Source organism: Halobacterium sp. GSL-19 (genome assembly GCF_016917855.1).
Taxonomy (GTDB): Archaea; Halobacteriota; Halobacteria; order Halobacteriales; family Halobacteriaceae; genus Halobacterium; species Halobacterium salinarum.
Genome location: NZ_CP070377.1, coordinates 1,309,129 through 1,333,517, shown reverse-complemented (window position 1 = coordinate 1,333,517; position 24,389 = coordinate 1,309,129). Strand labels below are relative to the sequence as shown.

The 24,389-nt window shown below is 70.9% G+C and carries 26 protein-coding genes; 18 read left to right on the top strand and 8 right to left on the bottom strand.

What is annotated here, in order from left to right:
- From JT689_RS08860 to map, 3 genes are read left to right on the top strand one after another with little or no spacing between them, the layout of a single operon-like run.
- The gene (locus tag JT689_RS08860; RefSeq protein ID WP_010903368.1) at positions 1 to 894 is read left to right on the top strand and encodes an ABC transporter permease; all 894 of its coding nucleotides are present in this window, start codon (positions 1 to 3) and stop codon (positions 892 to 894) included.
- A complete protein-coding gene (locus JT689_RS08855) occupies positions 894 to 1,709 on the top strand; it encodes an ABC transporter permease (RefSeq protein WP_205250994.1) in 816 nt (271 codons plus the stop codon). Before JT689_RS08860 ends, JT689_RS08855 begins: the two co-directional genes overlap by 1 nt.
- Before the next feature lie 48 nt (positions 1,710 to 1,757).
- The gene (gene map, locus JT689_RS08850) at positions 1,758 to 2,648 is read left to right on the top strand and encodes a type II methionyl aminopeptidase (RefSeq protein WP_010903366.1); all 891 of its coding nucleotides are present in this window, start codon (positions 1,758 to 1,760) and stop codon (positions 2,646 to 2,648) included.
- Between the two features lie 37 nt (positions 2,649 to 2,685).
- On the opposite strand, the gene JT689_RS08845 is transcribed toward map, so the two are convergent.
- Positions 2,686 to 2,886: a hypothetical protein gene (locus JT689_RS08845; RefSeq protein ID WP_010903365.1), complete on the bottom strand. Its 201-nt coding sequence runs from the start codon at positions 2,884 to 2,886 to the stop codon at positions 2,686 to 2,688.
- A 120-nt stretch (positions 2,887 to 3,006) separates the two neighbouring features.
- On the opposite strand from JT689_RS08845, the gene JT689_RS08840 reads away from it, so the two are divergent.
- Entirely contained in the window at positions 3,007 to 3,552 is a 546-nt protein-coding gene (locus JT689_RS08840) for an HIT domain-containing protein (protein ID WP_205250993.1), read from the top strand.
- A 40-nt stretch (positions 3,553 to 3,592) separates the two neighbouring features.
- Positions 3,593 to 4,492 (top strand): cation diffusion facilitator family transporter, encoded by a 900-nt coding sequence (locus tag JT689_RS08835; protein WP_010903363.1) that lies wholly within the window; start codon positions 3,593 to 3,595, stop codon positions 4,490 to 4,492.
- Between the two features lie 18 nt (positions 4,493 to 4,510).
- On the opposite strand, the gene JT689_RS08830 is transcribed toward JT689_RS08835, so the two are convergent.
- Both JT689_RS08830 and deoC read right to left on the bottom strand, forming a co-directional pair.
- Positions 4,511 to 5,809 (bottom strand): tRNA (N(6)-L-threonylcarbamoyladenosine(37)-C(2))-methylthiotransferase, encoded by a 1,299-nt coding sequence (locus JT689_RS08830; protein WP_205250992.1) that lies wholly within the window; start codon positions 5,807 to 5,809, stop codon positions 4,511 to 4,513.
- A gap of 58 nt (positions 5,810 to 5,867) precedes the next feature.
- Complete coding sequence (deoC, locus tag JT689_RS08825; protein WP_205250991.1) at positions 5,868 to 6,506, bottom strand: deoxyribose-phosphate aldolase; 639 nt, start codon at positions 6,504 to 6,506, stop codon at positions 5,868 to 5,870.
- Positions 6,507 to 6,603: 97 nt separating this feature from the next.
- Between deoC and basB the strand changes: the two genes are divergently transcribed.
- From basB to JT689_RS08790, 7 genes are read left to right on the top strand one after another with little or no spacing between them, the layout of a single operon-like run.
- The gene (gene basB / locus JT689_RS08820) at positions 6,604 to 7,845 is read left to right on the top strand and encodes a chemotactic signal transduction system substrate-binding protein BasB (protein WP_205250990.1); all 1,242 of its coding nucleotides are present in this window, start codon (positions 6,604 to 6,606) and stop codon (positions 7,843 to 7,845) included.
- Positions 7,842 to 10,259, top strand: coding sequence for a chemotaxis signal transducer protein BasT (gene basT, locus JT689_RS08815; protein WP_205250989.1), 2,418 nt, complete (start codon positions 7,842 to 7,844; stop codon positions 10,257 to 10,259). Before basB ends, basT begins: the two co-directional genes overlap by 4 nt.
- Positions 10,260 to 10,301: 42 nt before the next feature.
- Complete coding sequence (locus JT689_RS08810) at positions 10,302 to 11,246, top strand: ribose 1,5-bisphosphate isomerase (protein ID WP_205250988.1); 945 nt, start codon at positions 10,302 to 10,304, stop codon at positions 11,244 to 11,246.
- Between the two features lie 43 nt (positions 11,247 to 11,289).
- Entirely contained in the window at positions 11,290 to 12,123 is an 834-nt protein-coding gene (locus tag JT689_RS08805) for a DUF63 family protein (RefSeq protein WP_205250987.1), read from the top strand.
- A gap of 24 nt (positions 12,124 to 12,147) precedes the next feature.
- Positions 12,148 to 13,035, top strand: a complete 888-nt coding sequence (locus tag JT689_RS08800) for a carbohydrate kinase family protein (protein WP_010903356.1) — start codon at positions 12,148 to 12,150, stop codon at positions 13,033 to 13,035.
- A gap of 48 nt (positions 13,036 to 13,083) precedes the next feature.
- A complete protein-coding gene (locus JT689_RS08795; protein ID WP_205250986.1) occupies positions 13,084 to 13,860 on the top strand; it encodes a nucleoside phosphorylase in 777 nt (258 codons plus the stop codon).
- A gap of 59 nt (positions 13,861 to 13,919) precedes the next feature.
- A complete protein-coding gene (locus tag JT689_RS08790; protein ID WP_205250985.1) occupies positions 13,920 to 15,386 on the top strand; it encodes an HPP family protein in 1,467 nt (488 codons plus the stop codon).
- 9 nt (positions 15,387 to 15,395) lie between these two features.
- Here JT689_RS08790 and JT689_RS08785 read toward each other — a convergent pair whose 3' ends face one another.
- Complete coding sequence (locus tag JT689_RS08785) at positions 15,396 to 16,562, bottom strand: NAD-binding protein (RefSeq protein WP_205250984.1); 1,167 nt, start codon at positions 16,560 to 16,562, stop codon at positions 15,396 to 15,398.
- A 96-nt stretch (positions 16,563 to 16,658) separates the two neighbouring features.
- Here JT689_RS08785 and JT689_RS08780 point away from each other — a divergent pair, with 96 nt between their 5' ends.
- Both JT689_RS08780 and JT689_RS08775 read left to right on the top strand, forming a co-directional pair.
- Positions 16,659 to 16,934 (top strand): ubiquitin-like small modifier protein 1, encoded by a 276-nt coding sequence (locus tag JT689_RS08780; protein WP_012289392.1) that lies wholly within the window; start codon positions 16,659 to 16,661, stop codon positions 16,932 to 16,934.
- The gene (locus JT689_RS08775; protein WP_205250983.1) at positions 16,934 to 17,665 is read left to right on the top strand and encodes a glycerophosphodiester phosphodiesterase; all 732 of its coding nucleotides are present in this window, start codon (positions 16,934 to 16,936) and stop codon (positions 17,663 to 17,665) included. The genes JT689_RS08780 and JT689_RS08775 overlap by 1 nt, the downstream gene beginning before the upstream one ends.
- Here JT689_RS08775 and JT689_RS08770 read toward each other — a convergent pair whose 3' ends face one another.
- Genes JT689_RS08770 through JT689_RS08760 form a run of 3 tightly spaced genes read right to left on the bottom strand, consistent with a single transcriptional unit; the run spans position 17,666 to position 20,570 of the window.
- Complete coding sequence (locus JT689_RS08770) at positions 17,666 to 18,607, bottom strand: GNAT family N-acetyltransferase (RefSeq protein WP_010903350.1); 942 nt, start codon at positions 18,605 to 18,607, stop codon at positions 17,666 to 17,668.
- On the bottom strand, positions 18,595 to 19,878 hold the full coding sequence (gene gatD / locus JT689_RS08765) for a Glu-tRNA(Gln) amidotransferase subunit GatD (RefSeq protein WP_205250982.1): 1,284 nt from the start codon (positions 19,876 to 19,878) through the stop codon (positions 18,595 to 18,597). The genes JT689_RS08770 and gatD overlap by 13 nt, the downstream gene beginning before the upstream one ends.
- A 35-nt stretch (positions 19,879 to 19,913) precedes the next feature.
- Positions 19,914 to 20,570: an ArsR family transcriptional regulator gene (locus tag JT689_RS08760; protein WP_010903348.1), complete on the bottom strand. Its 657-nt coding sequence runs from the start codon at positions 20,568 to 20,570 to the stop codon at positions 19,914 to 19,916.
- 112 nt (positions 20,571 to 20,682) lie between these two features.
- Here JT689_RS08760 and JT689_RS08755 point away from each other — a divergent pair, with 112 nt between their 5' ends.
- Positions 20,683 to 21,021, top strand: a complete 339-nt coding sequence (locus JT689_RS08755) for a DUF5802 family protein (protein WP_012289390.1) — start codon at positions 20,683 to 20,685, stop codon at positions 21,019 to 21,021.
- 44 nt (positions 21,022 to 21,065) lie between these two features.
- Positions 21,066 to 21,947, top strand: a complete 882-nt coding sequence (locus tag JT689_RS08750) for a Vms1/Ankzf1 family peptidyl-tRNA hydrolase (RefSeq protein ID WP_205250981.1) — start codon at positions 21,066 to 21,068, stop codon at positions 21,945 to 21,947.
- Between the two features lie 7 nt (positions 21,948 to 21,954).
- On the opposite strand, the gene JT689_RS08745 is transcribed toward JT689_RS08750, so the two are convergent.
- Positions 21,955 to 22,152, bottom strand: coding sequence for an HVO_0649 family zinc finger protein (locus JT689_RS08745; RefSeq protein WP_049892519.1), 198 nt, complete (start codon positions 22,150 to 22,152; stop codon positions 21,955 to 21,957).
- 120 nt (positions 22,153 to 22,272) lie between these two features.
- On the opposite strand from JT689_RS08745, the gene JT689_RS08740 reads away from it, so the two are divergent.
- Together JT689_RS08740 and JT689_RS08735 are read left to right on the top strand one after the other, a co-directional pair.
- A complete protein-coding gene (locus JT689_RS08740; RefSeq protein WP_205250980.1) occupies positions 22,273 to 23,286 on the top strand; it encodes a DUF1611 domain-containing protein in 1,014 nt (337 codons plus the stop codon).
- Complete coding sequence (locus tag JT689_RS08735; RefSeq protein WP_205250979.1) at positions 23,283 to 24,314, top strand: dipeptide epimerase; 1,032 nt, start codon at positions 23,283 to 23,285, stop codon at positions 24,312 to 24,314. Before JT689_RS08740 ends, JT689_RS08735 begins: the two co-directional genes overlap by 4 nt.
- The last annotated feature ends 75 nt before the right edge of the window (positions 24,315 to 24,389 follow it).

Genomic DNA, 24,389 nt, shown 5'->3' with positions numbered 1-24,389 from the left:
ATGGGCGACACAGACTCCGTGCTCGGCCGTCTCGTCGGGTCGCCCCGTGCCCGCCTGGCGGCGCTGCTGGCACCCAGCGGCGGCCTCCTGGTCGCGCTCCTGTTCGCGCCGCTGTCGTTCATGGTCGCGGTGTCGTTCGCGCGGGTCAGCGACGCCTCCCGGATCATCTGGCACCCCACCGCGGCCAACTACACCGCGCTCGTCGACGCCACGCCGTTCTGGTCGACGCCGTTCGTCACATCGCTGCTGTTGTCGGTTGGCATCGCGGCCGCCACCACGGTGGTCTGTCTGGTGGCCGCCTACCCGGTGGCGTACGCGCTCGCGCGCCGCGACCGCGGCCGGCGGGTGGTGTTCTTCCTGGTCCTGTTGCCGTTTTTCACCATGTACCTGGTCCGCGTCTACTCGTGGTATCTCCTGTTCGGCGACGGCGGCGTCCTCAACGACATCGCCACCGTCCTGGGGGTCGGTCCCGTCGACGCCTTCGGGTTCGGGGTGCCGGCCATCGTCGTGGGGCTTGCCCACGCCCAGTTCCCGTACATGCTGTTGACGCTGTACGCGGGCATCGAGGCCGTCGACTTCGACGTGCTGGAGGCCGCCCGCGACCTCGGGGCGTCCCGGCGGGCGGTGTTCCGCGACGTGCTCTTGCCGTTGACGCTGCCCAACGTCGTCGCCGGGTCGCTGTTCGTGTTCGTGCCGGCGTTCGGGTCGTTCGTCGCGCCACGGTTCCTCAGCGGCTCCACCGTGTTGTTGGTGGGGCAGCTCATCGCGGGGCGCATCGACTCGTTCAACATCGCCAGCGCGAGCGCCGCCGCGACGGTGGTGGTCGTGCTGATCGCCGCCGCGTTCGGCGTCGCCGCGCGCTACACCGACGCGTCGGCCGGAGGTGACCACTGATGGCGTCGCCGTCGGCCCGCAGTCGGCTCCTGGGGCACGCGCTGTCGGCGTGGACTGTCGCCGTGCTCGCGGTGCTGTGGCTACCACTGGTCGTCATCATCGCGCTGTCCGTCGCGGAGAACGCCGCCACGATCCTGCCGTTCACCGGCGTCACGCTCGCGCACTACCAGGCCACGCTTCAGGACGGCGCGCTGTTGGGCAGCGTCGCCAACAGCGCCACCATCGCAACCCTGGCGTCGGTGCTGGCGACGGCCGTCGGCGTGCCCGCAAGCGTCGCGCTCGTTCGGTACGACGTGCCACTCTCGAACGCGTTCCGGGTCGCGGTCGTGCTCCCGATGGTGGTGCCGGGCGTGGTGCTTGGCATCGGCGTCCTCATCTCCATCCGCACGCTGCCGGGGATCACGCCCGGGTTCGTGCCGACGGTGCTGACCCACGCCGTCTACGGGCTGCCGTTCGTGGTGCTGTTGGTGTCCGCCCGACTGGCGGCCGTCGACGACACGCTCGCGGACGCCGCCCGCGACCTGGGTGCTTCGCCGCTCGTGGCGTTCCGGGATGTGACGCTGCCGGCGATCGCGCCCGCGGTCGCGTCCGGGTTCCTGTTCGCGTGGGTGCGGTCGTTCGAGGAGTTCGTGCGCGCGTACTTCGTGTCCGGGACCACGGACGTGCTCACCACGGAGATGTACGCGCTGCTGGCGTACGGCACCGCGCCCAAGCTGAACGTGATCGCAACCCTGGTTCTGTTCGTGCTCGCGGTGGTGCTTGCCGTGGCGATGACCGCCGGCGACGTGGTGTCGGCGGTCACCGCCGGCGAGTAACACGCCCAACCCGCAACCTCTTTGCCGCGTTCGGGGTAACCTCCTGGTATGACAGACAGCGTGACGGTTGGTTCGGACGCCTACGAGCAGTACGTGGAGGCCGGCGACATCCTCACGACGGTGCTGTCCGAGGCCGCCGACCGCGTTACGGTCGGGGCGACCCACCTGGAGGTCGCGTCGTTCGCCGAGGAGCGCATCCGCGAGCTCGGCGGCGAGCCGGCGTTCCCGGTGAACATCAGCGTCAACGAGGAGGCGAGCCACGCCGCGCCGGGGGCGGACGACGACACCGAGTTCGGCGAGGACATGGTGTGCCTCGACGTCGGCGTGCACGTCGACGGGCACATCGCGGACGCCGCCACCACGGTCGACCTCTCGGGCACTCCCGAGCTCGTGGAGGCCGCCGAGGAGTCGCTGGCGGCCGCCATCGACATGGTGGAGCCGGGCGTCCAGACGGGCGCGCTGGGCGCGGAGATCCAGGACGTCGTCGAGGCCTACGGCTACAACCCGGTGGTCAACCTCACGGGCCACGGGATGGACGTCTTCGACGCCCACACGGGGCCGACGGTCCCCAACCGCGGGGTCGACTCCGGGGCCGAGCTCGCGGTCGGCGACGTGGTCGCCATCGAGCCGTTCGTCACCACCGGCACGGGGAAGGTCACCGAGGGTGCGGCGACGGAGATCTACGAGGTGGTGTCCTCGGGGACCGTCCGGGACCGGCGCGCGCGCCAGTTGCTCGACGACCTCGAACAGTTCGACGGGCTGCCGTTCGCGGCCCGCTGGCTCGACGGCGCGCGCGCGGAGATGAGTCTGACGCGCCTCGAACGCGCGGACATCGTGCGGTCGTACCCCGTGCTGAAGGAGGCAGATGGGGAACTCGTCGGGCAGGACGAGCACACGCTCATCGTCACGGAGGACGGCTGCGAGGTCGTGACTGCGTAGCCGCCACTTGAGCCGGGCCGTGCGACGGGCGGGGCCGTCAGGCGTTGTTCATTCGTTGTGCGTGTTCGGCGTCGCACTCACAGCACGTCGCAACCCGGTACGGCTCCCGGGAGAACGCGGCGTTCTCGGTGTTCGTGTTCTCCGTTCGGAGCTCAACCGCAACCTGGTGGGTCGTGGTCTGACCGCAGCGCTCGCAGTACTCCGTCACCCCTTCGAAGCCCGGTGTTTTGCTCGCCATCGGTGAGTCCCGTGTGAGTACCTACACCTCCCGAACGTATATGTGTGTGGATCGTTACCATGATAGATAGTTGATACCGGCACCGAAACACTCCTTGCCCAGCCACGCACAGGGCCGCGTATGGAACAGGTGTTCGCGCCGTGGCGCATCGAGTGGGTCGAACGCGACGACACGACCGACGACGACGTTGACTGCGTGTTCTGTGCGTTCCCCGGCCGCGAGCACGCCCGCCAGCACCTCGTCGTCGCGCGCACCGACCACGCCGCCGTGATGCTGAACAACTACCCGTACAACCCCGGCCACTGCATGGTCATCCCGGACGTCCACACGGGCGACTACGGCGACCTCGACGCCGACACGCTGCTCGACCACGCCCGCCTCAAGCAGGCAACCCTCGACGCCCTGGACGCCGCGCTCGGCCCCGACGCGTTCAACACCGGGCTGAATCTCGGCGGCGGCGCGGCCGGCGGCAGCATCGGCGACCACCTCCACACCCACGTCGTGCCCCGCTGGAACGGCGACACGAACTTCATGCCCGTCATCAGCGACACGAAAGTCATCGTCGAAGCGCTCGACGACACCTACGACCGGCTCCACGACGCGTTTCTCGCCCGCCCGGACGCCACCGAAGCCCCAACCGGGGCTGTGTTCGTTGATTTCGACTGAATCGAAACCTCGATACTGCCCGCCACACTACGCGTGACCAATGGAGCGCAAGCGCGCAGTCCGGCGCGTCGGTGCGCTCGTGCTCGCGGCGAACCTCGCGCTCGTCGCGGCCAAGGGCGCTGCCTGGTGGGCGACCGGCAGCCTCGCGGTCGGCTCCGAGGCGATCAACAGCCTCGCCGACGTGGCGTACTCGCTGGTGGTTCTCGGCGGTCTCTATCTCACCACGCAACCCCCGGATTTCAAACACCCACACGGCCACGAACGCATCGAACCGTTCGTCTCCCTGGTGGTCGCATTGGGCGTGCTCGCCGCCGGCGGTGCCGTGCTCTGGCAGGCCACCACGACCGTGGCCGCGGGCGACTACGGCCCCACTCCCGGCCTCCCCGCGGTCGGCGTGCTCGTCGGCACCGCAGTCGCAAAATACGCCCTCTACCGGTACGTCCTCGGCGTCGCTGCCGATCATCGCTCCCCGGCGCTGCGCGCCACCGCCCTCGACAACCGCAACGACATCCTCACCGCCAGCGCGGCGCTCGTCGGCGTCCTCGGCTCCGCCACCGGCTACCCCGTCTTGGACCCGCTTGCGGCGTTCGTCGTCGCCGCCGGCATCCTCCACACCGGCTACGAGATCGTCCGGGACAACGTCAACTACCTGGTCGGCGCTGCGCCGCCCGCCGACCTCCGCGAGCAGATCCTCGGGCGCGCCCTCGACAATCCGGACGTCGAAGGCGCACACGACGTGGTTGCCCACTACGTCGGCCCCGAGATCGACGTCAGCCTTCACGTCGAGGTGGAGGGCGAGATGACGCTGCACGAGGCCCACGACATCGAGACCGACCTCATCCTCGACCTCGAATCCATCCCGGAGGTCGACGACGTGTTCGTCCACGTCGACCCGAAGGAACTCGGCGAATGGAAGGACGCGGACACCGCGCCCGAATAGCGCGCCGCCTGCGAACGGTCAGTCCGCGGTCGTTTCGGCGGGGCCGTCGTCGACCGCGGCGGCATCCACGGGCTCCGCGAACGCGTAGACGGTCTGGTGGCTGGTGACCTCCACGGTAGCGAAGTCGCCGGGCTCCAGTCCGTGGTCGGTGGCGTTCTGCACGATCACCTGGCGGTACGCGCCGTCGTAGCATTTCACCGAGTCGCCGGTCCCCTCCTCGACGACGAGCACGTCACGCCGGGTGCCAACCATCGACTCGTGGGCTTCCCCAACCACGTCCATTTTCAGCTCCGTCATCGCCTTCGAGCGGTCCTTTTTCGTCTGCCCGCCCAGCCCCTTCAGCTCGGCGGCGTCGGTGCCCGGGCGCTTGGAGAACCGCGTGACGTTGATCTTCTCCGGGCGGGTCTCCCGCAGGAGGTCCATCGACGCCTCGTGGTCGTCGTCGTCCTCGGTCGGGAAGCCGACGATGAAGTCCGTCGACAGCGTCCACTCCCCGAGGGTGTCGTTGAACGTCTCCACGATGTCGCGGTACTGGCTGACCTCGTGTTGGCGGCGCATGTCCGCGAGCACGTCGTCGCTGCCGGACTGGACGGGCGCGTGCAGGAAATTATAGATCTCGTCGTGCTCGGCGAACACCGCCGCCAGCTCCTCGCGGATGCCGTGGACGCCGCCCGGGTTGGCCATCCCCACGCGCACCCGGAACTCGCCCTCGATCTCGGTGGCGATGCGCTCCAGCAACTCGGGGAGTTTCCGCTCGCCGGTGTCCCAGCCGTAGACGCCCGTGTCCTGGCCGGTGATCCGGATCTCCTTCGCGCCGGCGTGCACCAGCGCGCGCGCCCTCTCGACGTTCTCCTCGACCGGCGGGGAGTCCACGCGGCCGGTGGCCTGCTTGGTGATGCAGTACGAGCAGTTGCTCATGCAGCCGCGCGCGATGGGCAGGATACCCACCACGCCGTCCAGGATCGGCTCGGCGTCCGGCGTCGTCGTCGGACACTCGCCGTTCGTCACCGCCTCGGGCACGTCGTCCCAGTGCAGGACCTGTGCGTCCACGTCGGCGTCGGCGAACGCCTCGCCCTGGGCCAGCGCCATGCAGCCCGTGACGATGAGGTCGGCGGTCTCGTCGGCGAGTTCTTTGGCCCGCCGGAGCATGTTTCGCTCCGTTTTCTCGACGACCGTACAGGTGTTGAGGATCGCGACGTCCGCGTCAGCCGCCGTCTCCACCTTGTGGTGGCCGGCGTCGCGGAGGCGTCGCTCGATGTCGCGGCTCTCGCCGCGGTTCGAGGTGCACCCGTATGTTTCGATGTGGTAGCGGGCCATCGCTGTACATGTGTTGCCCGCGCGCAGCAAAAAGGCATGCGGTCGCCAGTGATGGCGCCTACTCCGCGAACGACGCCACGATGTCGACCCCCGAGGACGCGCCGATGCGCACCGCGCCGGCGTCGAACATCGCCGCGGCGTCGGCGTACGTCCCGACGCCGCCGCTGGCTTTCACCGGGAGGTACTCGCTCATCAGCGACACGTCGGGGACCGTCGCCCCGCCGTCGGTGAAGCCGGTCGCCGTCTTCACCATCGCCGCGTCGGCGTCGGCCGCCGCCTCGCAGGCGGCGCGTTTCTCGGCGTCGGTCAACACCGGCGTTTCGATGATGACTTTCACCGGCAGCGGCGTGGCGTCGTTCACGGCCGCGATCTCCGCGGTCACCGCCTCGTGGTCGCCGCCTTTCAGTCGGCCGATGGGGATCACGAGGTCGAGTTCGTCCGCGCCGTCGGCGTGCGCGCGCTCGGCGGCCGCGACCTTCACGCTGGTTGCCTGCGTGCCGTGTGGGAACCCGATCACGGTGGCGATGGTGCGGTCGGCGGACGCGTGGTCGCGGGCGTCGGCGACGTAACACGGCGGGATACAGACGTTCATCCCGTGGGCTTCGGCGTCGTCGACCACGCTCAACACGTCCGCGCGTGTCGTGGTCGGTCCCAGCACGGTGTGGTCGATGCGGGCGGCGAGTGTCTCGCGGTCCATACCCGGACAACAGCCCGGCGCGTGGAAATATTCCGTGGCTCTCTTCGCTGATAACGCCACCCGAAGGTTGAAATGCGACAGTTAGCAGTGATTGAGTATGCATAGCACGACCAGACGAGAGTGGTTGGGCGCGATCGGAGCCACCGCAGCCACCGGGCTCGCTGGCTGTGCCGGCGTCGGGGGGGCAGGCCAGCCCGTCACCGTCGGCTCGCTGCTCCCGCTGTCCGGCCCCGGCTCACTCGGTGCCCTCGCCGCCGACCACCAGCGCGCCATCGACACCGCCGTCGAGCACGCCAACCGCGGCGGCGGGATCAACGGCCGCGATGTCGTCCACGTCTCGAAAGACACCGAAGCTGACCCGTCGGTGGCGGCCGACCGGTACGCCACGCTCGCCGCCGACGAGTCCCCCCTGGCGATCGTCGGCCCCGTGCTCAGCGGCGTGACGACGGCGCTCACCGAGCAGGCCGCCGCGGACGCACAGCTCCTCGTCAGCCCCTCCACAACCGCGCCCGCGATCGCCACCGCGGGCCGCAGCGACGGCCAGAAGTTCGTCGCCCGCACCTGCCCCAACGACAGCCAGCAGGCCGCCGTCATGGCGAAGATCGTCGACGACGACATGTACGCCGCCGCCGACACGGCCACCATCCTCTACGTCGACAACGCGTTCGGGGCCGCGTTGGCCGACGTGCTCGCCGACCGCCTCGGGGCCGACCTGCTGGCGTCGGTCCCCTATCAGGGTGGGACCGACACCCCGGGCGGGCCGGTCGACGACGCGCTCGCGCCCGACCCGGACGCCGTCGCGTTCATCGGCTCGCCCGGCTCCTCGAGCGGCGTCATCGACGAGCTGGTCGGCCGCGAATACGGCGGCGAAATCGCGCTCAGCTCCGCGCTCGCGTCGGCGTCCTCGCCGCCCAGCTGGAACGGCGCCTACATCGCGACCGTCAACAGCGTCAACACCGTCGGTACCAAGCGCCTCCGGCGCGCCCTCAGCGACGCCACCCCGCTGCAGCCGTACACCGAGAACGCCTACGACGCGGCCGCGCTCGCGTTGCTCGCGGCGTCCTACAGCGGCGACCCGGCTCCGCGCGCCGTCGCCGGCGCGCTCCAGTCCGTCTCCGGCGGCGTCGGTCACTCGATCACCGTCGGCGACTTCGGGCGCGCGACCGACCTCATCGACGCCGGCCGCGAACTCAACTACAACGGGGCCACCGGGAACGTCGATCTCACCGCCGCCCTCGAACCGGTCACCGGCTACCTCATCCAACAGCTCACTGACGCCGGTATCGAGACCCGCGAGCTGCTGAAATCCGGATACTTCACGGACGGTGGTGACGCGTGAGCGACATCGACCGCGGACTCTTCGAGCGCGTGCTCCCCGCGCGCATCCGGGGCAGCTACGCGGCGAAGTTCAACGTGTTGTTGCTCGTGGTGGTGATCATCGTGGCGGCCGCCGGCGGCTACATCCACCTCCAAACCCAGTCGACAGTCGGCGAGAACACCGAGCGCCGCGTGTCGGGTATCGCCGAACAGCAGGCCGCAACGCTGCACGACTGGCTCACACAGAAAGAATCAACCACGACGTTCCTGGCCTCGGACATCGGGGGTGATGCGGTCCGGACGAGCGACGTCAAACCACAGCTCGAACGCCAGCTCGCAACCCTCCAACAGGACGTGCGCGCCATCCACGTGGTGTCCACGAGCCAGGACACCGTGGTCGCGAGCACCGACGACGCGCGCTCCGGGACGACACTCCAGGCCGGCGACGCGCCGTGGCTGTCCACCATCGAGGACGGCACCACCGACGTGTCCGTCTCCGACCCCTACGAGGTCGACGACTCCCCCGTGGTCGCCATGACTGCGCCCACGGACAAACCCGGCTGGGTGCTCGTGATGACCGTGTCGCTGGCCCAACACTCCCAGTCGTTCAACTCCCCGATCGCCACCGGTGACGTGAAAGTCGTCAACGGCGACGGCGTCATCACGCTCGACAACCGGAACCGCGCGCTACTGGAACAGTACACTGACACCGCGGGCAACGTTCCGGCTGCGGTTGCGACCGCGCGCAGCGGTCAGACCGTCTACAACACCGAACCCGAACGCACCGGCATGGACGACGGCCGGTACGCCACCGCGTACACGCCGGTCGCCGGCACCGACTGGGTGTTGACCTACCACGTCCCCCGCGGGCAGGCGTACGCGCTCCAGTCGGAGGTCACGCAGAACCTCGCCGGCCTCGTCGTGGTGGCACTCGTGGGCCTGCTGTTGGTCGGGCTGACTGTCGGGCGGCGCACGTCCAGCGCCCTCGACGAGCTGGCGGGCGTCGCGGCCGCCATCGCCGACGGCGACCTCGACACCACGATCCCCGACACCGACCGCACCGACGAACTCGGACAGCTCGTCGGGGCGTTCGGGGAGATGCAGACGTATCTCACCACGGCCGCCAGCCAGGCCGACGCGCTCGCCGACCAGAACTTCGACGCGGACGTGCTCGACGAAGACCTCCCCGGGGCGTTCGGCGCGTCACTCTCACAGATGCACACGCGCCTGGAGGCGCTCATTACGGACCTCGATGAGGCCCGCGAGGACGCCGAGCAGACGCGCAAAGACGCCGAAGAGGCGCGTGCAGCCTCGGAGCGGTTGAACGAGCGCCTGGAGCGTCGCGCCGCCGAGTACAGCGACGAGATGGCGGCCGCGGCGGCCGGTGATCTGACCAGACGCCTCGACGAGGACGTCGACAGCGAGCCGATGCAGGACATCGCCGAGGCGTTCAACGACATGATGGGCGACGTGGAAGCCACGCTGGCACAGGTGCGGTCGATCGCCGACGCGGTCGACGCCGCCAGCACCGACGTGTCCACGAGCGCCGCGGAGATCCGCAGCGCCAGCGACCAGGTCAGCGAATCCGTCCAGGACATCTCCGCGGACGCCGACCAGCAACGCGACCGCCTCGGCACGGTCGGCGACGAGGTCACGTCGCTGTCCGCGACCGTCGAGGAGATCGCGGCCAGCGCCGACGACGTCGCCGAGACGGTCAACCAGGCCGCCACCGAGAGCGAGCGCGGCCAGGCGCTCGGCGAGGACGCCGTCGCCGAACTCGAACGCATCGAGGCGACCGCCGACAGCGCCGTCGAGCGCGTGACCGCCCTGGAGGAGGCCGTCGACGCCATCGGCGACGTGACCGGCGTCATCACGGACATCGCCGAGCAGACGAACATGCTGGCGTTGAACGCCAACATCGAGGCCGCCCGCGCCGACAAGAGCGGCGACGGCTTCGCGGTGGTCGCCGACGAGGTCAAGGACCTCGCCGATGAGGTCAAAGAATCGGCCACGGAGATCGAGACGCTGGTCGACGACGTGCAGGCCGACGTCGCGGACACGGTCGCGGACATGTCCGAACTCGGCGACCGCGTCGACGCCGGCAGCGAGACCATCGAGGCGGCGCTGGCGGCGCTCGACGACATCGGCGACCAGGTCGAGGCCGCAAACGGCAGCGTGCAGTCGATCAGCGACGCCACCGACGAGCAGGCGGCCTCCACCGAGGAGGTCGTCACGATGATCGACGAGGTCACGGACCTCAGCGACCGCACCGCCACCGAGTCCCAGCAGGTGTCGGCGGCCGCCGAGGAACAGGCGGCGTCGGTCTCGGAGGTCGCCGGGCGCGCCGACGACCTCGACGATCAGGTGTCAACGCTCAACGACCTACTCGACCAGTTCGACGCGCGCGCGGCGTCGGCCGACACCGACGAGAACTGACGCGTCGCCGAACCCTTTTCTTCGTGGGCGCGTAGCCCGAGTATGGTCACCGAGGACGTGCGGGCGACCGCCGACGACATCGCCGACATGGAGATCCGGGGCGCGGCAACCATCGCGCGGGCGGCCGCCGACGCGCTCGAATCCCAGGCCGCCGACAGCGACGCCGACTCGCCCGCCGCGTTCCGCGCGGAGCTTCGGGCGGCGGCCCGCCACCTCCGGGACACCCGCCCGACGGCGGTGAGCCTCCCGAACGCCCTCCGGTACGTGCTCGGCAACACCGACGGGGAGACGGTGGCCGCGCTGCGGGCGTCGGTCACCGACGCCGCCGACGCCTTCCGCCAGCAACTCGACCGCGCCCAGGACGACCTGGGCGCGATCGGCGCCAACCGGCTGCGGGACGGCGACACCGTGATGACCCACTGCCACTCCACGGACGCCCTGGCGTGCGTGAAAGCCGCCCTCGACGACGGCAAACACATCGAAGCCGTGGTCAAGGAGACCCGCCCCCGCAAGCAGGGCCACATCACCGCCGACCAGCTCCGCGAGTGGGGGGTGCCGGTGACGCTGATCGTCGACAACGCGGGGCGTCGCTACCTCGACGCCGTCGATCACGTGCTCGTGGGCGCGGACTCCATCGCCGCCGACGGCTCGGTCATCAACAAGATCGGCACCAGCATGCTCGCCGTGGTCGCCCGCGAACGCGGCGTGCCCGTGATGGTGGCGGCCCAAACGCTGAAACTGCATCCGGACACGCTCACCGGCAACACCGTCGAGATCGAGATGCGCGACGAAACCGAGGTGCTGGCCGCCGCCGACCGCCACCAACTCGGCGCGCCCGCCGTCGAGAACCCCGCGTTCGACGTGACGCCCCCGCGGTACGTCGACGCCATCGTCACCGAGCGCGGGCAGTTCCCCCCCGAGAGCATCGTCACCCTGATGCGGGAGCTGTACGGTGACGGCACCACCGAACCGTGGGCCGAGGACTGACCCGAAAGGCAACACTTTCACCGCGAGCGTGACGCCACCCCGTATGGACACCATCGTCGTGCTCCCCTCGGGGTTCGCGCTCCCGCCGCTGCCACACCTCCTCGCCGTCGCGGCGCTGGCGGCCGCCGTGCTCGTGGGGCTGCGACGCGACCCGCCAACCGTCGACGGACGGGCCGTGCTCGCGCTCGCGCCCTGGATGGTCGCCGGATCGAGCCTCTACGCCTGCCACCAACTCGGGCTGTATCCGTCGGCCGTCGCCCCCGTCTTCGGGTCGCCCATCGTCTACGCGACCACCGCCGCCGCCGCCGGCGCGACGTGGCTGGCCGTCCGCCGGTTCGGCGCGCGGCCGCGAGCGCTGCTCGCTGGCGTCGGCGCTGTCGCCGCCGCCGTCCCGATCACCGCCGCGCTCGCGCGTGGCTGGACCGCCGGCACGCTCACGCTCGCGTGGCCGTTGGGCGCGGTCGGCGCGGCGCTGGTGCTCACCGCCGGCAGCTGGCGGCTCCTGGCCCGCATCCGCCCCACTGACACGCGCGCGGTCGGCGCGGCCGGCGTGCTCGCGGTCTTCGGGCACGCCCTCGACGCGACCTCGACGGCCGTCGGCGTCGACGCCCTGGGGTACGGCGAACAAACCCCGCTGTCGACCGCCATCATCGAGCTCGCGCGGGCGCTGCCGACCGCGCCCGTCGTCGGCGGCGGCTGGCTGTTCGTGGTCGTGAAACTGGCGTTGGCGGCCGGCGTCGTCGTTCTGCTCGCGGAGTCGGTCCGCGACCGCCCCCAGGAGGGCACCGCGATCCTCGGGCTCGTGGCCGCGGTCGGGCTCGGCCCCGGCGTGCACAACGTGGTGTTGTTCATCGCCGCCAACCCCACAGGCTTTTAGCCGCCGCGGCCGCTGGCCGCTGGTATGAGCCGCGTCGTCGCCGCCGGCCACGTCAACTGGGATGTCACGCTCCGCGTGGATGCGCTCCCCGAACCCGACGGGGAAGCCGAGATCGTCTCCCAGCGGCGCTCGGGCGGTGGCAGCGCCGCCAACGTCGCGTGCGCGCTCGCCGGCTTCGACATCGACGCCGGCCTCGTCGGGAGCGTCGGTGACGACGAACACGGCCTGCTCGCGCAGCGCGAACTCCAGGCCGCCGGCGTCGACCTCGCCGGCCTGCGCGTCGTCGACGGCCTCGAAACGAGCGTCAAATACCTCCTGGTGGACAGCCGTGGGGAGGTCATGGTGCTCGGCAACGACGGCGCAAACGAGGCCGTCGCGCCCGGTGACCTCGACCCCGCGGTGGTCGGCGCGGACTGCGAGCACGTCCACCTCACGAGCCAGCGCCCCGCCACCGCCGCCCGCCTCACGGCCCTCGCCCGGGAGCACGACGCCACCGTCTCCTTCGATCCGGGGCGTCGGCTCCGCGACCGCGACTACGGCGACGCGCTCGCCCGCACCGACATCCTGTTCGTCAACGACAACGAAGCCGGCGCCGTTCTCGACGACGACGGCGGCCCGACCGCCCCCGACAGCGACCGCGTCGTCGTCGTCAAACACGGCTCCGAGGGCGCGACCGTCCACACCCCCAGCGGGTCGGTCACCCACCCCGGGTTCGCGGTCGACCCCGTGGACACGACCGGCGCAGGCGACGCGTTCGCCGCCGGGTTCGTCGCCGTGGTGCTTGACGGCGGCGACCACGAGCGCGCCCTGGAGTTCGGCAACGCCTGCGGCGCGCTCGCCGCCCAACACGAGGGCGCGCGCACCGCGCCGACGCGCGCCGACGCCGCGTCGTTTCTCGACAGCCAGTTCTGACCGCCACCGGATCCACGGCTTTTTCTCGCCACCAGCACAACCCCGCGTATGGCCAAACAGCCCCACCTGCTCGTCGAGGACGGCGACGTCACTGATATCGCGTTGCTCCCCGGGGACCCGGGGCGTGTCGACCGCATCGCCAGCCACTGCGACGACAGCGAGGTCGTCGCGGAGAACCGCGAGTACAAGGTCGTCAACGCCACCTACGAGGGGGTTTCGCTCACGATCTGCTCGACCGGGATCGGCTGCCCGAGCGCCGCCATCGCGATCGAGGAGCTCGCGAAAGTCGGCGTCCAGACGGTCATCCGTGTGGGCACCATCGGCGGCCTCCAGGCCGGCGTCGAGGTCGGTGACATGATCGTCGCCAACGGCGCCGCCAAAGCCGAAGGCACGAGCAAGCGCTACGAGTCCGCGACGTACCCCGCGGTCCCGGCGTACAGCGTGCTCGCGGAGCTCGTCGACGCCGCCGAAGCCACCGAGGGTGTCGGCGACCACGAGCAGTCCGCAGCCGCCGACGGTCCCGCCGGGGCGACGGTCCACGTCGGCCCCATCGTCAGCGACGACGCCTTCTACAACGAGAGCGACGACTACGTCGCCGACTGGGAGGCCGCGAACCTGCTGGGCATCGAGATGGAGGCCGCGACCGTGTTCTCGCTGGCGCGGCGGCGCGGCCTCGCCGCGGGCGCGATCTGCACCGTCGACGGCAACCTGGTCGCGGGCACTCAGAAGGGCGCCGACAGCGACGACGAACTCCCCGAGAAGGCACAGAACAACGTCTCGCGGGCGATCGATATCGCCCTCGACGCGGTCGTCGCCCTGTCGTAGCTCGCGGGCGTGCGGGAGCGAAACACACAAACAGTCACCGACCGGACTGCTGTGGTGTTGTGCTCCCGGAGGTCCGCCGTCGACTCGCCGCCGCGCGCCGCCGTGTTGCGCGCATCGAGCGGCGCGAACTCCGCCAGCTCCGGCGGTGGCTGGAAACCACGAGCAACCTCCTGCACGCGTCGGTGCTGTTGTTCGTGCCCCTGCTCGTCGGGCTGGTAACGCTGTTGTCGAACACCATCGGCGCGGTGTCGTTTCTGTTGTTCCCGCCGCTGGCGTCGGGCACGTACACGCTGTTCTCGGACCCCGACGGCCAGTACGCCGACCCCGTCACGTTCGTGGCTGGCATGACCGTCGGCGCGCTCTGCGGGTGGGGTGCGGTCACGGTCGTCGCCACGGCCGTCTACGACGTGGCCCCCTCCGCGGTCGGCGTCGACGCCGGGGCGGCGGCGCTCGCCGTGCTCGCCACCGGCGGCGCGACGTGGCTGCTGGGCCTGGAGCTCCCGACGGCGTTCTCGACGGCGCTGCTCGCGCTGTTCACTGGGAACGCCGGCGTCGCGTACGTGGCCGGTGTCGCGCTGTCGTCGTCGCTGGTCGCCGTGGTGTTCGTGGTCTGGCGCAGACAGGTCTACGAGGAGCGCGCCCGCTACCTCTACCACACCACGGCGGCCGACGACCACGTCGTCGTCCCGATGCGCGGGCCTCGGGCTTCGAAGGCGGCGATGCTGGGCGCGCGCCTGGCGGCAGCCCACGACGCCGGCAAAGTGGTGTTGCTCGACATCGTCGACGACGCGGACGTGGCGGCCGCGCGGCGCAACTGCATCCGGACCGCACCCGACGACGACGCGCGCGTCGAGAACGCCGCCTCGCCCGCCGAGCAGGACGCCGCCGAAACCGCCGCCCAGCGCCTCGAAACCCAGGCCTCGCGGGTCGAAACGGCGGTCGGCGTGCAGTGTGAGGTCGTGGTCGCGGTCGCCGACAACGACCCCGCCAAGACCGTGCTGGCAACCGCCGACGAGGCCAACTGCGATCTGGTCGTGACGCCGCTCGCCGCCGGCGACGACGCGGGCGACTTCGACGGCGGGCTGTCGCCGTTCGTCACGACGCTGTTCGGATCGTCCGTCGACGTGGTGGCGCTGCAGGCCGGCGACGACACCACCAACTGGAAGCGCATCATGGTGCCCGTGCGGTCGGCGTCCGACGTCGCACACGCGATGCTGGATTACGCCGCGCGCCTCGCCGGCCACGACGGCACGGTCAGCGCGTGCTCGTGTGTCGAGTCCGAGCGCGACCGCCGCCGGGCGGAGTCGTCGCTCGCCAGCCTCACTGACGTCGTCGACACGAGCTGCGAAACCCGGGTTTCGCGGTCGTCCGTGGAGTCGTTCATCGAACGCAACGACAGCCACTACGATCTGGTGTTGCTCGGCGCCAGCACCGACCGGTCGGCCGCCTCGAAGTTCTTCTCGCGGCCCACCTACGAGCGCGTCGCGGACCTCGACACCGACGTCGCGCTCGTCCACATGGGGTGACCCGGCCGGCTACGGGTCGGCGACGTCCCCGACCACGTCGTGGGCCTTGCGCTCGGCGTCGTGGTCGCCCAGCGCGGATTGCGCGATCAGCCGGCCGCCGATGACCGCCGGGCTGATCACGGTGTCGGCGCCCGCGCGCCGGAGTTTCGCCTCGTTCTCCTGGTCGCTGGCGGCCGCGACCACCGCCACATCCGGGTGGGATTCCCGCACGGTCAACACCACGAGTGCGTCCTCGCCGTCGTCGTTGGTCGCCGCGACGACGGCGCGAGCGCGGTCGACGCCCGCCCGCGTCAGCGCCTCGTCGTCGGCCGGCTCCGCCACGAGCACGTGCAGGTCGCGCTCCCGCAGCGCGGTCACGCTCCGGTCGTCGCTGGTCACCACGACGTACTCGCCGGGGCCGCGGTCGAGCTCTGTCAGAATCGGTTCCGTGAGATCGCCGTACCCCGCAACGACCACGTGATCGTTGAGGGCGTCGAGGTCGCGTTGTGTCATGCGTCCAAGGACGTTCGCGAGGCGCGCTTCCAGGGCCGGCCCGATCAGGGTCGTGAGCGCAACCGCGAAGCTCGCAGCGCCGCTCACGAGCACGGACAGCGAGAACAGCCGCGCGGCCTGCGTGGTGGGTGTGATGTCGCCGTACCCGACTGTGGTGGCGGTGACCAGCGTGTAGTAGAACGCGTCGAGCACCGTCGACACCGCCCGGAAGCCGTCGTCGCCGCGGAGCGCGTACGTGCCGACGGTGCCGTACGCCAGCACCCCGATGAGTCCGGTGCCGACGGCGAGCTGGCTCGTGGATCGGGGCGTGCGACCCGTGAACCGGCCGGCGGTGACGCCGACGACGGGAAGCGACCCCACCGACACCACCACCAGCGGCACCGAGTACGGCGTCGCCTGCAACAGCCCCTGGGCGGCGGTGACCGGCAGCAGAACCACCGTTGAGTACCACGCCGCCCGGAGCCCGCGCCGCAGCCCGACCGCGCTCACCACCAACAGGAACCCAGTGAGCGCGCCCGTGAACCCGGCGGCCTGGCTGACCCACGCCGGCACGTACTCCGCCACCGGCCCGAACCCCGTGCCGGGGTCGATGATGCCGACAACGCCGGTGGCGACGGACAACACCGCGACCACCAGGGTCAACGCCACCGCGAGCCGCCCGGGCACGCGCTCGGCGCCGTCCATACGGCTACGCCGACGCCCCACGTAATAAGCGCGGCGACGCCGCCGGGCTGTGGCGACCCCGCAGCACATATGCCGGGCGGCCGACGACGTAGTGGTATGGAGTGGCAGCTGTTCGCCGACCTCTCGGAGGTGGCGGGCGACGACACCGTGACCGTCGCCGTGCCCACCGACGACCCCACCGTACAGGACGCCCTCGACGCGCTGGTGGCCGACTACCCGGCGCTCGGCGACCGCGTGCTCGCCGCCGACGGCAGCCTCGCAGCACACGTCAACGTGCTCGTCAACGGCGTCACCGTCGACGCCGACGACCTCGACACCGCGATCGCTGCCGGCGACGAACTGGCGATGTTCCCGCCGGTCAGTGGGGGCTGATGCGACTGCTCGCACACCGCGGGTTCGCCGGCGTCGCACCCGAGAACACGCTCGCCGCGGTTCGCGGGGCCGTCGACCGCGCGGACGGCATCGAGGTCGACGTCCAACCCGCCCGCGACGGCACGCCGGTCGTCTTCCACGACCACCGCCTCGACGACGCCGACGGTGCCCGCGGGATCACCGACGCCACCGGGGCCGTGTGGGACGCCACCCCGGACGCGCTGGCCGACGCCGACGTGCTCGGGTCCGGGGCGGGCGTGCCGACGCTCGCCGCCGTCGCCGACGCCGTCACCGGCGACACCACGCTGCACGTCGAACTCAAGTCCCCCGGGTGTGTGACCACGCCCGGAACCGACGGCCCCCCGCAGTCGCGCTGGCAGCCGTTCGTCGACAGCGTGGCCGCCGCGGTCGCCGACACGCCCGTGGTGTTCTCGTCGTTTTTCGACGGCGCACTCGCCGCGGCCCGGGACGCCGCCCCCGGCGTTCCGCGCGCGGCGCTGTGCGTCGACGGCCAGCGCGGGCTGGCTCGCGCCGCCGCGACCGACTGTGCGGCGCTGCACCCGCCCGTCGACCGCATCGAGGACACCTCGCTCGTGGCGCGCGCACACGACGCCGGCCTGACGGTGAACGCTTGGACCGTCGACACCTGGCTGGACGCCACGCGCTGCCGGCGGGCCGGTGTGGACGGCGTGCTCGCTGACTACCCCGGAGTGGTGGCCACCACGTGGTGACTACGCCCGGTAGTCGCTCGTGAGGTCGGCGGCCAGCACGAAATCCGGCGTGTCGCCGATGTCCGTGCGCGTCACCGCCACGTCGCTGACCATGCCCACGTCCTCGGGGAGCAACACCCGGGTGCGATCCGCGTCGACGCGCGCGGCGTCGCGCGCGACCGCCGCCAGGATGTCCCGGCAGGCCTCGGCGTCAGTCCAGCCGGCGACGCCGTACTCCGCCCACGTCTCGGTGACGCCGTCGGCGTTCTCCCGGTCGTAGGTCCGCGCCCGGAAGGTGAACCCCTCCGTGCCGGCGGCGTCGTCCTGCACCACCAGGAGGGCGTCGCGCTCGCTGCTGGCCGCCGCCAGCCGGTCGCGCGTGAGCTCCGCCAGCGCCCACGACTCGTCGGTGTGCAGCGCCAGCCCCTGGAGGCGGTCGCGGGCGCGACTCGACTGCCAGAACCGCCAGGCCGCGTTGACGTCACCGGTCACGGCCCGGCTCGGGGTCGCCGTGGCGTCCGGCGTGGGGTGCACCCACCGGAACTCGGTCGCCGGCGCGAACCCGGACGCCCGCGAGTGCCCCAGCCCCATCACGTTCCAGGAGAACACCATGTTCCGGGCGACGGTCACGCCCTGTTCGCGCGCCCAGTCGAAGCCCGCGTGCACGAGCTGCAGGCCGACCCCCGACCCCCGGTACTCGGGGTTCGTGCGCATCCCCTGTGCCCAGGCCTCGTGGGCCGACAGCTGCACGAACTGCACGATGCCCGCGATGTCGTCGCCGGCGTCCGCGACGAACGTGCGCTGGCGGGGGCCGTCGGTGGCCACCCACTCCTCGAAGATCTGGGGGATGTAGTCGCCGTTGTCGCGGCGCTCGGCCCACGTGTCGCTGGTGAACGCCGTGACGGCCTCGTGGTCGGACAGCCTCGCCTGCCGGACGGTCAACTCCCCGCTCATGCCGTCCATGGGCGGGACTGCGTGGTGAGCGCGCCAGCGACCGACTCCTGCATCGCCGCCTCGGGGTCGTCGGCGTTCGCCAGTGCCCACATCAGCTTCACTTTCGCCGTCCCCGGCAGGGTGTCGCCGGCCTCCACGACGCCCGCCGCGAGCAGATCCCGGCCCGTGTCGTAGACGCGGTCACACACCCGCCCTTCGAGACACTGGCTGGTCATGACGACCGTCGTGCCGTCGTCCACCAGCGACCCGATGGTGTCCGTGAGATCGCTGTGGACGTGGCCCAGGCCGGTGCCCTCGATGACCACGCCGGCGCTGCCCTCGCAGGCCGCCAGCAGCGACTCGTTCATCCCGGGCGTGAACTTCACCAGATCCACCGCCGGCTCCAGCGCCGACGCGACGTCCAGGGTGGCGTCGCCGCGGGCGGCGTGTGCGCCCTCGACGGTGACCCCGCGGGCGTCCGCGGTCGCGGCCTCGCTGGCGGCGTCGTAGTCGACGTACCCCAGCGGGGTCGCACCCACCGTCTCGAAGGCGTCCCGGCGGCTGGTGTGGGTCTTGCGCACGCGGGTGCCGCGGTGGAGCGCACACCGGTCGTCGCTCTCGGTGGCGTGCATGCAGACCATGACCTCGGCGACGTCGCTTTTCGCGGCTTCGACGGCGCAGACGGCGTTCATCACGTTGTCCGAGGACGGCCGGTCGGCGGACCGCTGGCTGCCCGTGAACACCACCGGGACCGGCGTCTCAAGCATGAACGAGAGCGCGCTCGCGGAGAACTGCATGGTGTCGGTGCCATGCATCACGACCACGCCGTCCGCGCCCGCTTCGATCTCCTCGCGGACGGCCGCCGCGAGGTCCTGCCAGATCGAGGGCTCCATGTTCTCCGAGAGGATGTTCGCGACGACGCGCCCCCGGTAGTTGGCGCGGCCCGCGAGGTCCGGCACCGCCCGCAACACGTCCTCGGCGTCGAACTGTGCGGTGACCGCGCCGGTCCGGTAGTCGACCGTCGACGCGATCGTGCCGCCCGTCGAGATGAGCGCAATCGTCGGCAGGTCGTCGTCGAACTCGACGGTCGATCCCGCCGCGTCCTCGCCGGTGTCGCTGTCGACGGTGACGGCGTCGGCGTCCAGGACATCGATGTCCGCGTCGGCGGTGTCGACGCCCACGTTGTACCCCGAGTCGAGTTTCACGACGAGATGGTCGTCCGACGGTGACGGCACCAACACGCCCTCGTGGCTGGCGTCACCGTGCGTGACGCGCACGCGATCCCCTGGGTCTGCTGTCATACGCCGCAGTACCGCACCACCGGAGGAAAAGGTTGCTACTCCGCGATCGCGTACTCGCCGTCGGCGCGCTCCACGACCAACCCCCGGTCGGCCAGCGTCTGCAGGACGCCGTCGATCAGCGGGACGGGTGCTTCCAGCGCCTCCGCGACGTCGCGAGCGGTCCGCGAGTCGTCGGCGAGCGCCGCCAGCACGTCGGCGTAGAGGCGGTCCGGGCCGTCACCGATCGCGTCGCCGAGCGCCGCCTGCACGTCGGCCAGCTGGCCCTGCACCCAGCGTTGGGCCATCGACAACTCGCGTTCGAGCTCGTTCAGCTCCTTGAGCTTCGCGGCGAGCTCGTTGACCTCCGCGTTCGAGTCCCGCTCCTCGATGCGCACCGAGACGTACTGGCACCGCGCCAGGTCGAGGTCCGTGCTCGCGGGGTATGCCGACTTCGCGCCGTACCCGAACGGCGACAGCTGCACCTCCAGGCGGAGGTTCTCGGCGATGTGGAAGTACTTGCGGCGTTGGTCGTCAACCCGGGACTCGACGAGGCCAGCGTCGTCGAGCTGCTGGAGGTGGTCGATGACGGCTTTCGGGCTGACGCCGATGTACTCGGAGATCTCCGTGACGTAGCAGGGCTTGCGTGCGAGCAACTGGAGGATGCGTCGGCGGTTCTCGTTGCCGAGCAGATCCAGCAATGCCCCTGAGTCCATACAGTTCCTGGTTGATCGCCGGCGCTGAAAAGGGTGTCTGCTTGGCTGAACCAGCAATTTGTGCCGGGTTGGGCGATGCACTTATCCGTGAGTGTGACAAACATACACATGCATGTTCGAGGCGTTCTCAAGCGGCTACTACCTCGGACGGTTGTACGTCGAACCCGCGGACACCGGCCGGGCCGCCATCAACCGGTCGCACCACCAGCGGGTCAACGAACAGCTGTACACCACCGCGGCCGGCGTCTCCCGGACCGACCTCCCGCTCGTGATGAAACTCGGGGGCGCCCACCTCGCGGTCGACGGCCAGGCGGACGTCCCACAGCAGACGCTTGCAGTGCCCGCCGATCGCCTCGACGACCTGAACGTCGACAACCCGCCGACGCTCTCGGAGGTCCTGCTCGCGAAACGCGACCACGCCGCCCGCCTGCTCGACATCGGCGCCGTCTGACACGCGGCGCAACGCCTATACTCGCAGCCCCCCGCGATCACTCCATGCTCGACGACCTCCTCGGGCGCACCGAACTCAAGGCCCGGATCGACGACCTCGAAGCCGAGGCCGACTCCCTCCAGCAGCAACTGGACGCCGAGGCCGACCGCCGCAGCGAGGCGGCCCGCAAGCGCCAGGCGGCAGAGCGCCGCGCCAACGAACTGGAAACGAAAATCGAGGAACTCCAGGACCGACTCGACCGCACGAACTCCGGCGACGCCGCCCCCGAGTTCCGCGACCGCATCGCCCTCACCGGCCGCCGCCGCGACCGCGTCCTCGCCCTCCTGGAGAGCCTCGACGCCGGCCCGGAGGGCGTGCTCACGGCGTACGTCGCCGACGACCCGCCGGCGCGGCTCCGGGACGCCCTCGGAGACCGCGCGCCCCTGGTCGCGCGCGCAGCGCCCTGCCTCGTCGTGCACGACCGCGACGGCATCGTCTCCACGGCGCTCCGGCCGCCGAACCCACCCGAGCCGTTCTGCGAGTGGGGCCAGACGGCGCGCATCGAACGCGACTGGGTCGCGCCCACCGGCCGGTACGCGTTGGCCGTGGTGCGCGCGGACCTGTTCGCGGTCGGCGTCTACCGTGACGGCGACCGCCGCTCCTTCGACGGGTTCACCAGCAACGTGAAAAGCGACCACTCGAAAGGCGGGTTCTCCCAGGCGCGCTTCGAGCGACTGCGCGACGAACAGATCCAGGCCCACCTCGAAGAATGCCAGCGCGCGCTCGCGGACATCGACGCCGATCGGCTGTTCGTCGTGGGCCAAGACACGCTGCTGGACGCGTTCGACGCCGCCGCGACCGCCGCCGTCGACGCCACCGGCGACCCCGCCGACGCGCTGGCCGACGCCCACACTGACTTCTGGACGCTCCCGTTGTCGCTGCTGTAGCGGCGTCTCAGAGCCGATAGGTCACGTCGTGACTGCGCCCGCAGCACGGACACACGCGCCGGTACCGGATGTGGCTCCCGTCGGTCACGGACTCCCAGCACCCCGCCTCGTCCTCGTAGCCACAGCCCGAACACGTCACGTCGACGCGTTCGAGGCGGCTGCGCATCCGATCGAGCGCGGTTGTCCCTCGCTGTGTCGCTGCCATACGTGTCAGTACACCACCCACGATCAAATACGCTGTGGCGTGTTCACAAGATCCACCTCTGTGGGGTCAACGAATCACCCCAGCAGTAAACTTACCACACCCCAGTGCCACCCACGTGGCATGCGCGTCGCCTTGCTCGCTCACGGCCAGTTCCCCGACCGCGCGAAAACCGCGGTCGGCGTGCTCCGGTACGCCGACTACGACGTGGCCGCCGTGCTCGACCGCGACACCGCGGGCACCCAGGTCGCCGACCACATTACTGGCACACAGGACGCCCCCATCGTCGCCTCGATGGCGGCCGTCGACGCCGCCGTCGACGCGCTCATCATCGGGATCGCGCCCATCGGCGGCGGCTTCGATCCGTCCTGGCGGCCCGACGTCCGGGCCGCCCTCGAACGCGGGGCCGACGTCTCCGCCGGCCTCCACACCTTCCTCGCTGACGACGACGAGTTCGCCAGCCTCGCAACCGAGCACGGCTGCGAACTCCGTGACGTCCGCCGCCCACCGGACGACCTCGGGGTCGCCGACGGAACCGCACGCGATGTCGACGCCACGGTCGTCACCACCGTCGGCACCGACTGCTCGGTCGGAAAGATGACCGCCACCCGGGAACTCTACGCCGCCGCCCGCGATGTGGGCCTCGACGCGGGGTTCGTCGCCACCGGCCAGACCGGCATCCTCATCGAGGGCGACGGCGTGCCCGTCGACCGCGTGGTCGCCGACTTCGCCGCCGGTGCCGTCGAAGACGCGGTGACCGCCGCCGCCACCAACCACGACTACGTCTTCGTCGAAGGACAGGCCAGCATCGTCCACCCCGCGTACTCGGGCGTGACCACGAGCGTCCTCCACGGCTCCGCCCCCGACCACCTCGTGCTCTGCCACGAGGCCGGCCGCGGGTCGATCCACGGCTACGACACCACGCTCCCGCCGATCGAATCGTTCCCGGCGCGCTACGAGCGACTCGCCGCCCCGGTCAGCGACAGCGACGTGGCCGGCGGCATGCTGAACACTCGCCACATCGACGCCGACGCCGACGCCCACGACGCGGTCGCCGACTACGCCACCGCCATCGACGCGCCCGCCACCGACCCCGTGCGGTTCGGCCCCGACGCCGTCCTGGAGGCGATCCGATGAACACCGACTTCGAACGCCGCCAGTTCCCCCTCGAACACCCGTTCACCATCGCCCGCGGCACCCAAGACACCGCCACCGTTGTGACCGTGACCGTCAGCGACGACGACGGCACCACCGGCGTCGGCGCGGCCGCACCGTCGGCGCACTACGGCGAAACCGCGGCCACCGTCGACGCCGTGCTCCCGGACCTGCTCGCGGTCGTCGAACGCGTCGACGCCCCCGAACACCTCGCCCGCATCGAGGCGGGGCTGCGCGACGTTGTCAGCGGCAATCCGGCCGCCAGAGCCGCCGTCTCCATCGCCTGCCACGATCTCGTGGCGAAACGCGCCGACTGCCCGCTGTACCAGTACTGGGGATTGGACCCGGCGAACACCGTCGAAACCTCCTACACCATCGGCATCGACGACGCCGAGACGATGCGGGAGAACACCCGCGCGGCCGTCGACGCGGGGTTCGGCACGCTGAAGGTGAAACTCGGGACGCCCCGCGACGAACAGCGGCTGTCAGCGGTCCGGGAGGCCGCGCCGGACGCGACGATCCGCGTGGACGCCAACGAAGCATGGACACCCCGCGAGGCCGTCCGGAACATCGAACGGCTGGCCGACTACGGCGTCGAATTCGTCGAACAGCCCGTGCCGGCCGACCACCCGGCGGGCCTGCAGTTCGTCCACGAGCGCGCCGCGCTCCCCATCGCCGCCGACGAGTCCTGCATGGTCGCCAGTGACATCCCACAGCTCGCGGATAAGTGTGACATCGTGACCCTCAAACTGATGAAGACCGGCGGGCTCCGCGCGGCCATGCGGCTGATCCACACCGCCACCGCCCACGGCCTGGACGTGATGTGTGGCTGCATGATCGAATCGAACGCCAGCATCGCCGCGGCCGCCCACCTCGCGCCGCTGCTCGACTACGCGGACCTCGATGGGTCGCTGTTGCTGGCCGACGACGACTTCGACGGCGTCCCGATGCCAGCCGGCCACATCGACCTCGCCGCGGTCGACGGCCCCGGCACTGGCGCACGAGAATAACCAGCCGTCCGCGAAGCCACCGGCTGTGGGGTGGGTGATTGCTGCTCCGAAATCGAACGCCACGACGCCGGAGCG

Bases quoted from the DNA above. Each gene is read 5' to 3' on its own strand.
- JT689_RS08750 (WP_205250981.1), top strand. From the start codon at position 21,066: ATGCTCGACGACCTCCTCGGGCGCACCGAACTCAAGGCCCGGATCGAC.
- JT689_RS08735 (WP_205250979.1), top strand. From the start codon at position 23,283: ATGAACACCGACTTCGAACGCCGCCAGTTCCCCCTCGAACACCCGTTC.
- JT689_RS08835 (WP_010903363.1), top strand. From the start codon at position 3,593: ATGGAGCGCAAGCGCGCAGTCCGGCGCGTCGGTGCGCTCGTGCTCGCG.
- JT689_RS08745 (WP_049892519.1), bottom strand. From the start codon at position 22,152: ATGGCAGCGACACAGCGAGGGACAACCGCGCTCGATCGGATGCGCAGC.
- JT689_RS08755 (WP_012289390.1), top strand. From the start codon at position 20,683: ATGTTCGAGGCGTTCTCAAGCGGCTACTACCTCGGACGGTTGTACGTC.
- deoC (WP_205250991.1), bottom strand. From the start codon at position 6,506: ATGGACCGCGAGACACTCGCCGCCCGCATCGACCACACCGTGCTGGGA.
- JT689_RS08775 (WP_205250983.1), top strand. From the start codon at position 16,934: ATGCGACTGCTCGCACACCGCGGGTTCGCCGGCGTCGCACCCGAGAAC.
- JT689_RS08860 (WP_010903368.1), top strand. From the start codon at position 1: ATGGGCGACACAGACTCCGTGCTCGGCCGTCTCGTCGGGTCGCCCCGT.
- JT689_RS08810 (WP_205250988.1), top strand. From the start codon at position 10,302: ATGGTCACCGAGGACGTGCGGGCGACCGCCGACGACATCGCCGACATG.
- JT689_RS08855 (WP_205250994.1), top strand. From the start codon at position 894: ATGGCGTCGCCGTCGGCCCGCAGTCGGCTCCTGGGGCACGCGCTGTCG.
- JT689_RS08785 (WP_205250984.1), bottom strand. From the start codon at position 16,562: ATGGACGGCGCCGAGCGCGTGCCCGGGCGGCTCGCGGTGGCGTTGACC.
- gatD (WP_205250982.1), bottom strand. From the start codon at position 19,878: ATGACAGCAGACCCAGGGGATCGCGTGCGCGTCACGCACGGTGACGCC.
- JT689_RS08800 (WP_010903356.1), top strand. From the start codon at position 12,148: ATGAGCCGCGTCGTCGCCGCCGGCCACGTCAACTGGGATGTCACGCTC.
- JT689_RS08795 (WP_205250986.1), top strand. From the start codon at position 13,084: ATGGCCAAACAGCCCCACCTGCTCGTCGAGGACGGCGACGTCACTGAT.
- JT689_RS08830 (WP_205250992.1), bottom strand. From the start codon at position 5,809: ATGGCCCGCTACCACATCGAAACATACGGGTGCACCTCGAACCGCGGC.
- JT689_RS08740 (WP_205250980.1), top strand. From the start codon at position 22,273: ATGCGCGTCGCCTTGCTCGCTCACGGCCAGTTCCCCGACCGCGCGAAA.
- JT689_RS08760 (WP_010903348.1), bottom strand. From the start codon at position 20,570: ATGGACTCAGGGGCATTGCTGGATCTGCTCGGCAACGAGAACCGCCGA.
- JT689_RS08805 (WP_205250987.1), top strand. From the start codon at position 11,290: ATGGACACCATCGTCGTGCTCCCCTCGGGGTTCGCGCTCCCGCCGCTG.
- JT689_RS08780 (WP_012289392.1), top strand. From the start codon at position 16,659: ATGGAGTGGCAGCTGTTCGCCGACCTCTCGGAGGTGGCGGGCGACGAC.
- JT689_RS08845 (WP_010903365.1), bottom strand. From the start codon at position 2,886: ATGGCGAGCAAAACACCGGGCTTCGAAGGGGTGACGGAGTACTGCGAG.
- map (WP_010903366.1), top strand. From the start codon at position 1,758: ATGACAGACAGCGTGACGGTTGGTTCGGACGCCTACGAGCAGTACGTG.
- JT689_RS08840 (WP_205250993.1), top strand. From the start codon at position 3,007: ATGGAACAGGTGTTCGCGCCGTGGCGCATCGAGTGGGTCGAACGCGAC.
- JT689_RS08770 (WP_010903350.1), bottom strand. From the start codon at position 18,607: ATGGACGGCATGAGCGGGGAGTTGACCGTCCGGCAGGCGAGGCTGTCC.
- basB (WP_205250990.1), top strand. From the start codon at position 6,604: ATGCATAGCACGACCAGACGAGAGTGGTTGGGCGCGATCGGAGCCACC.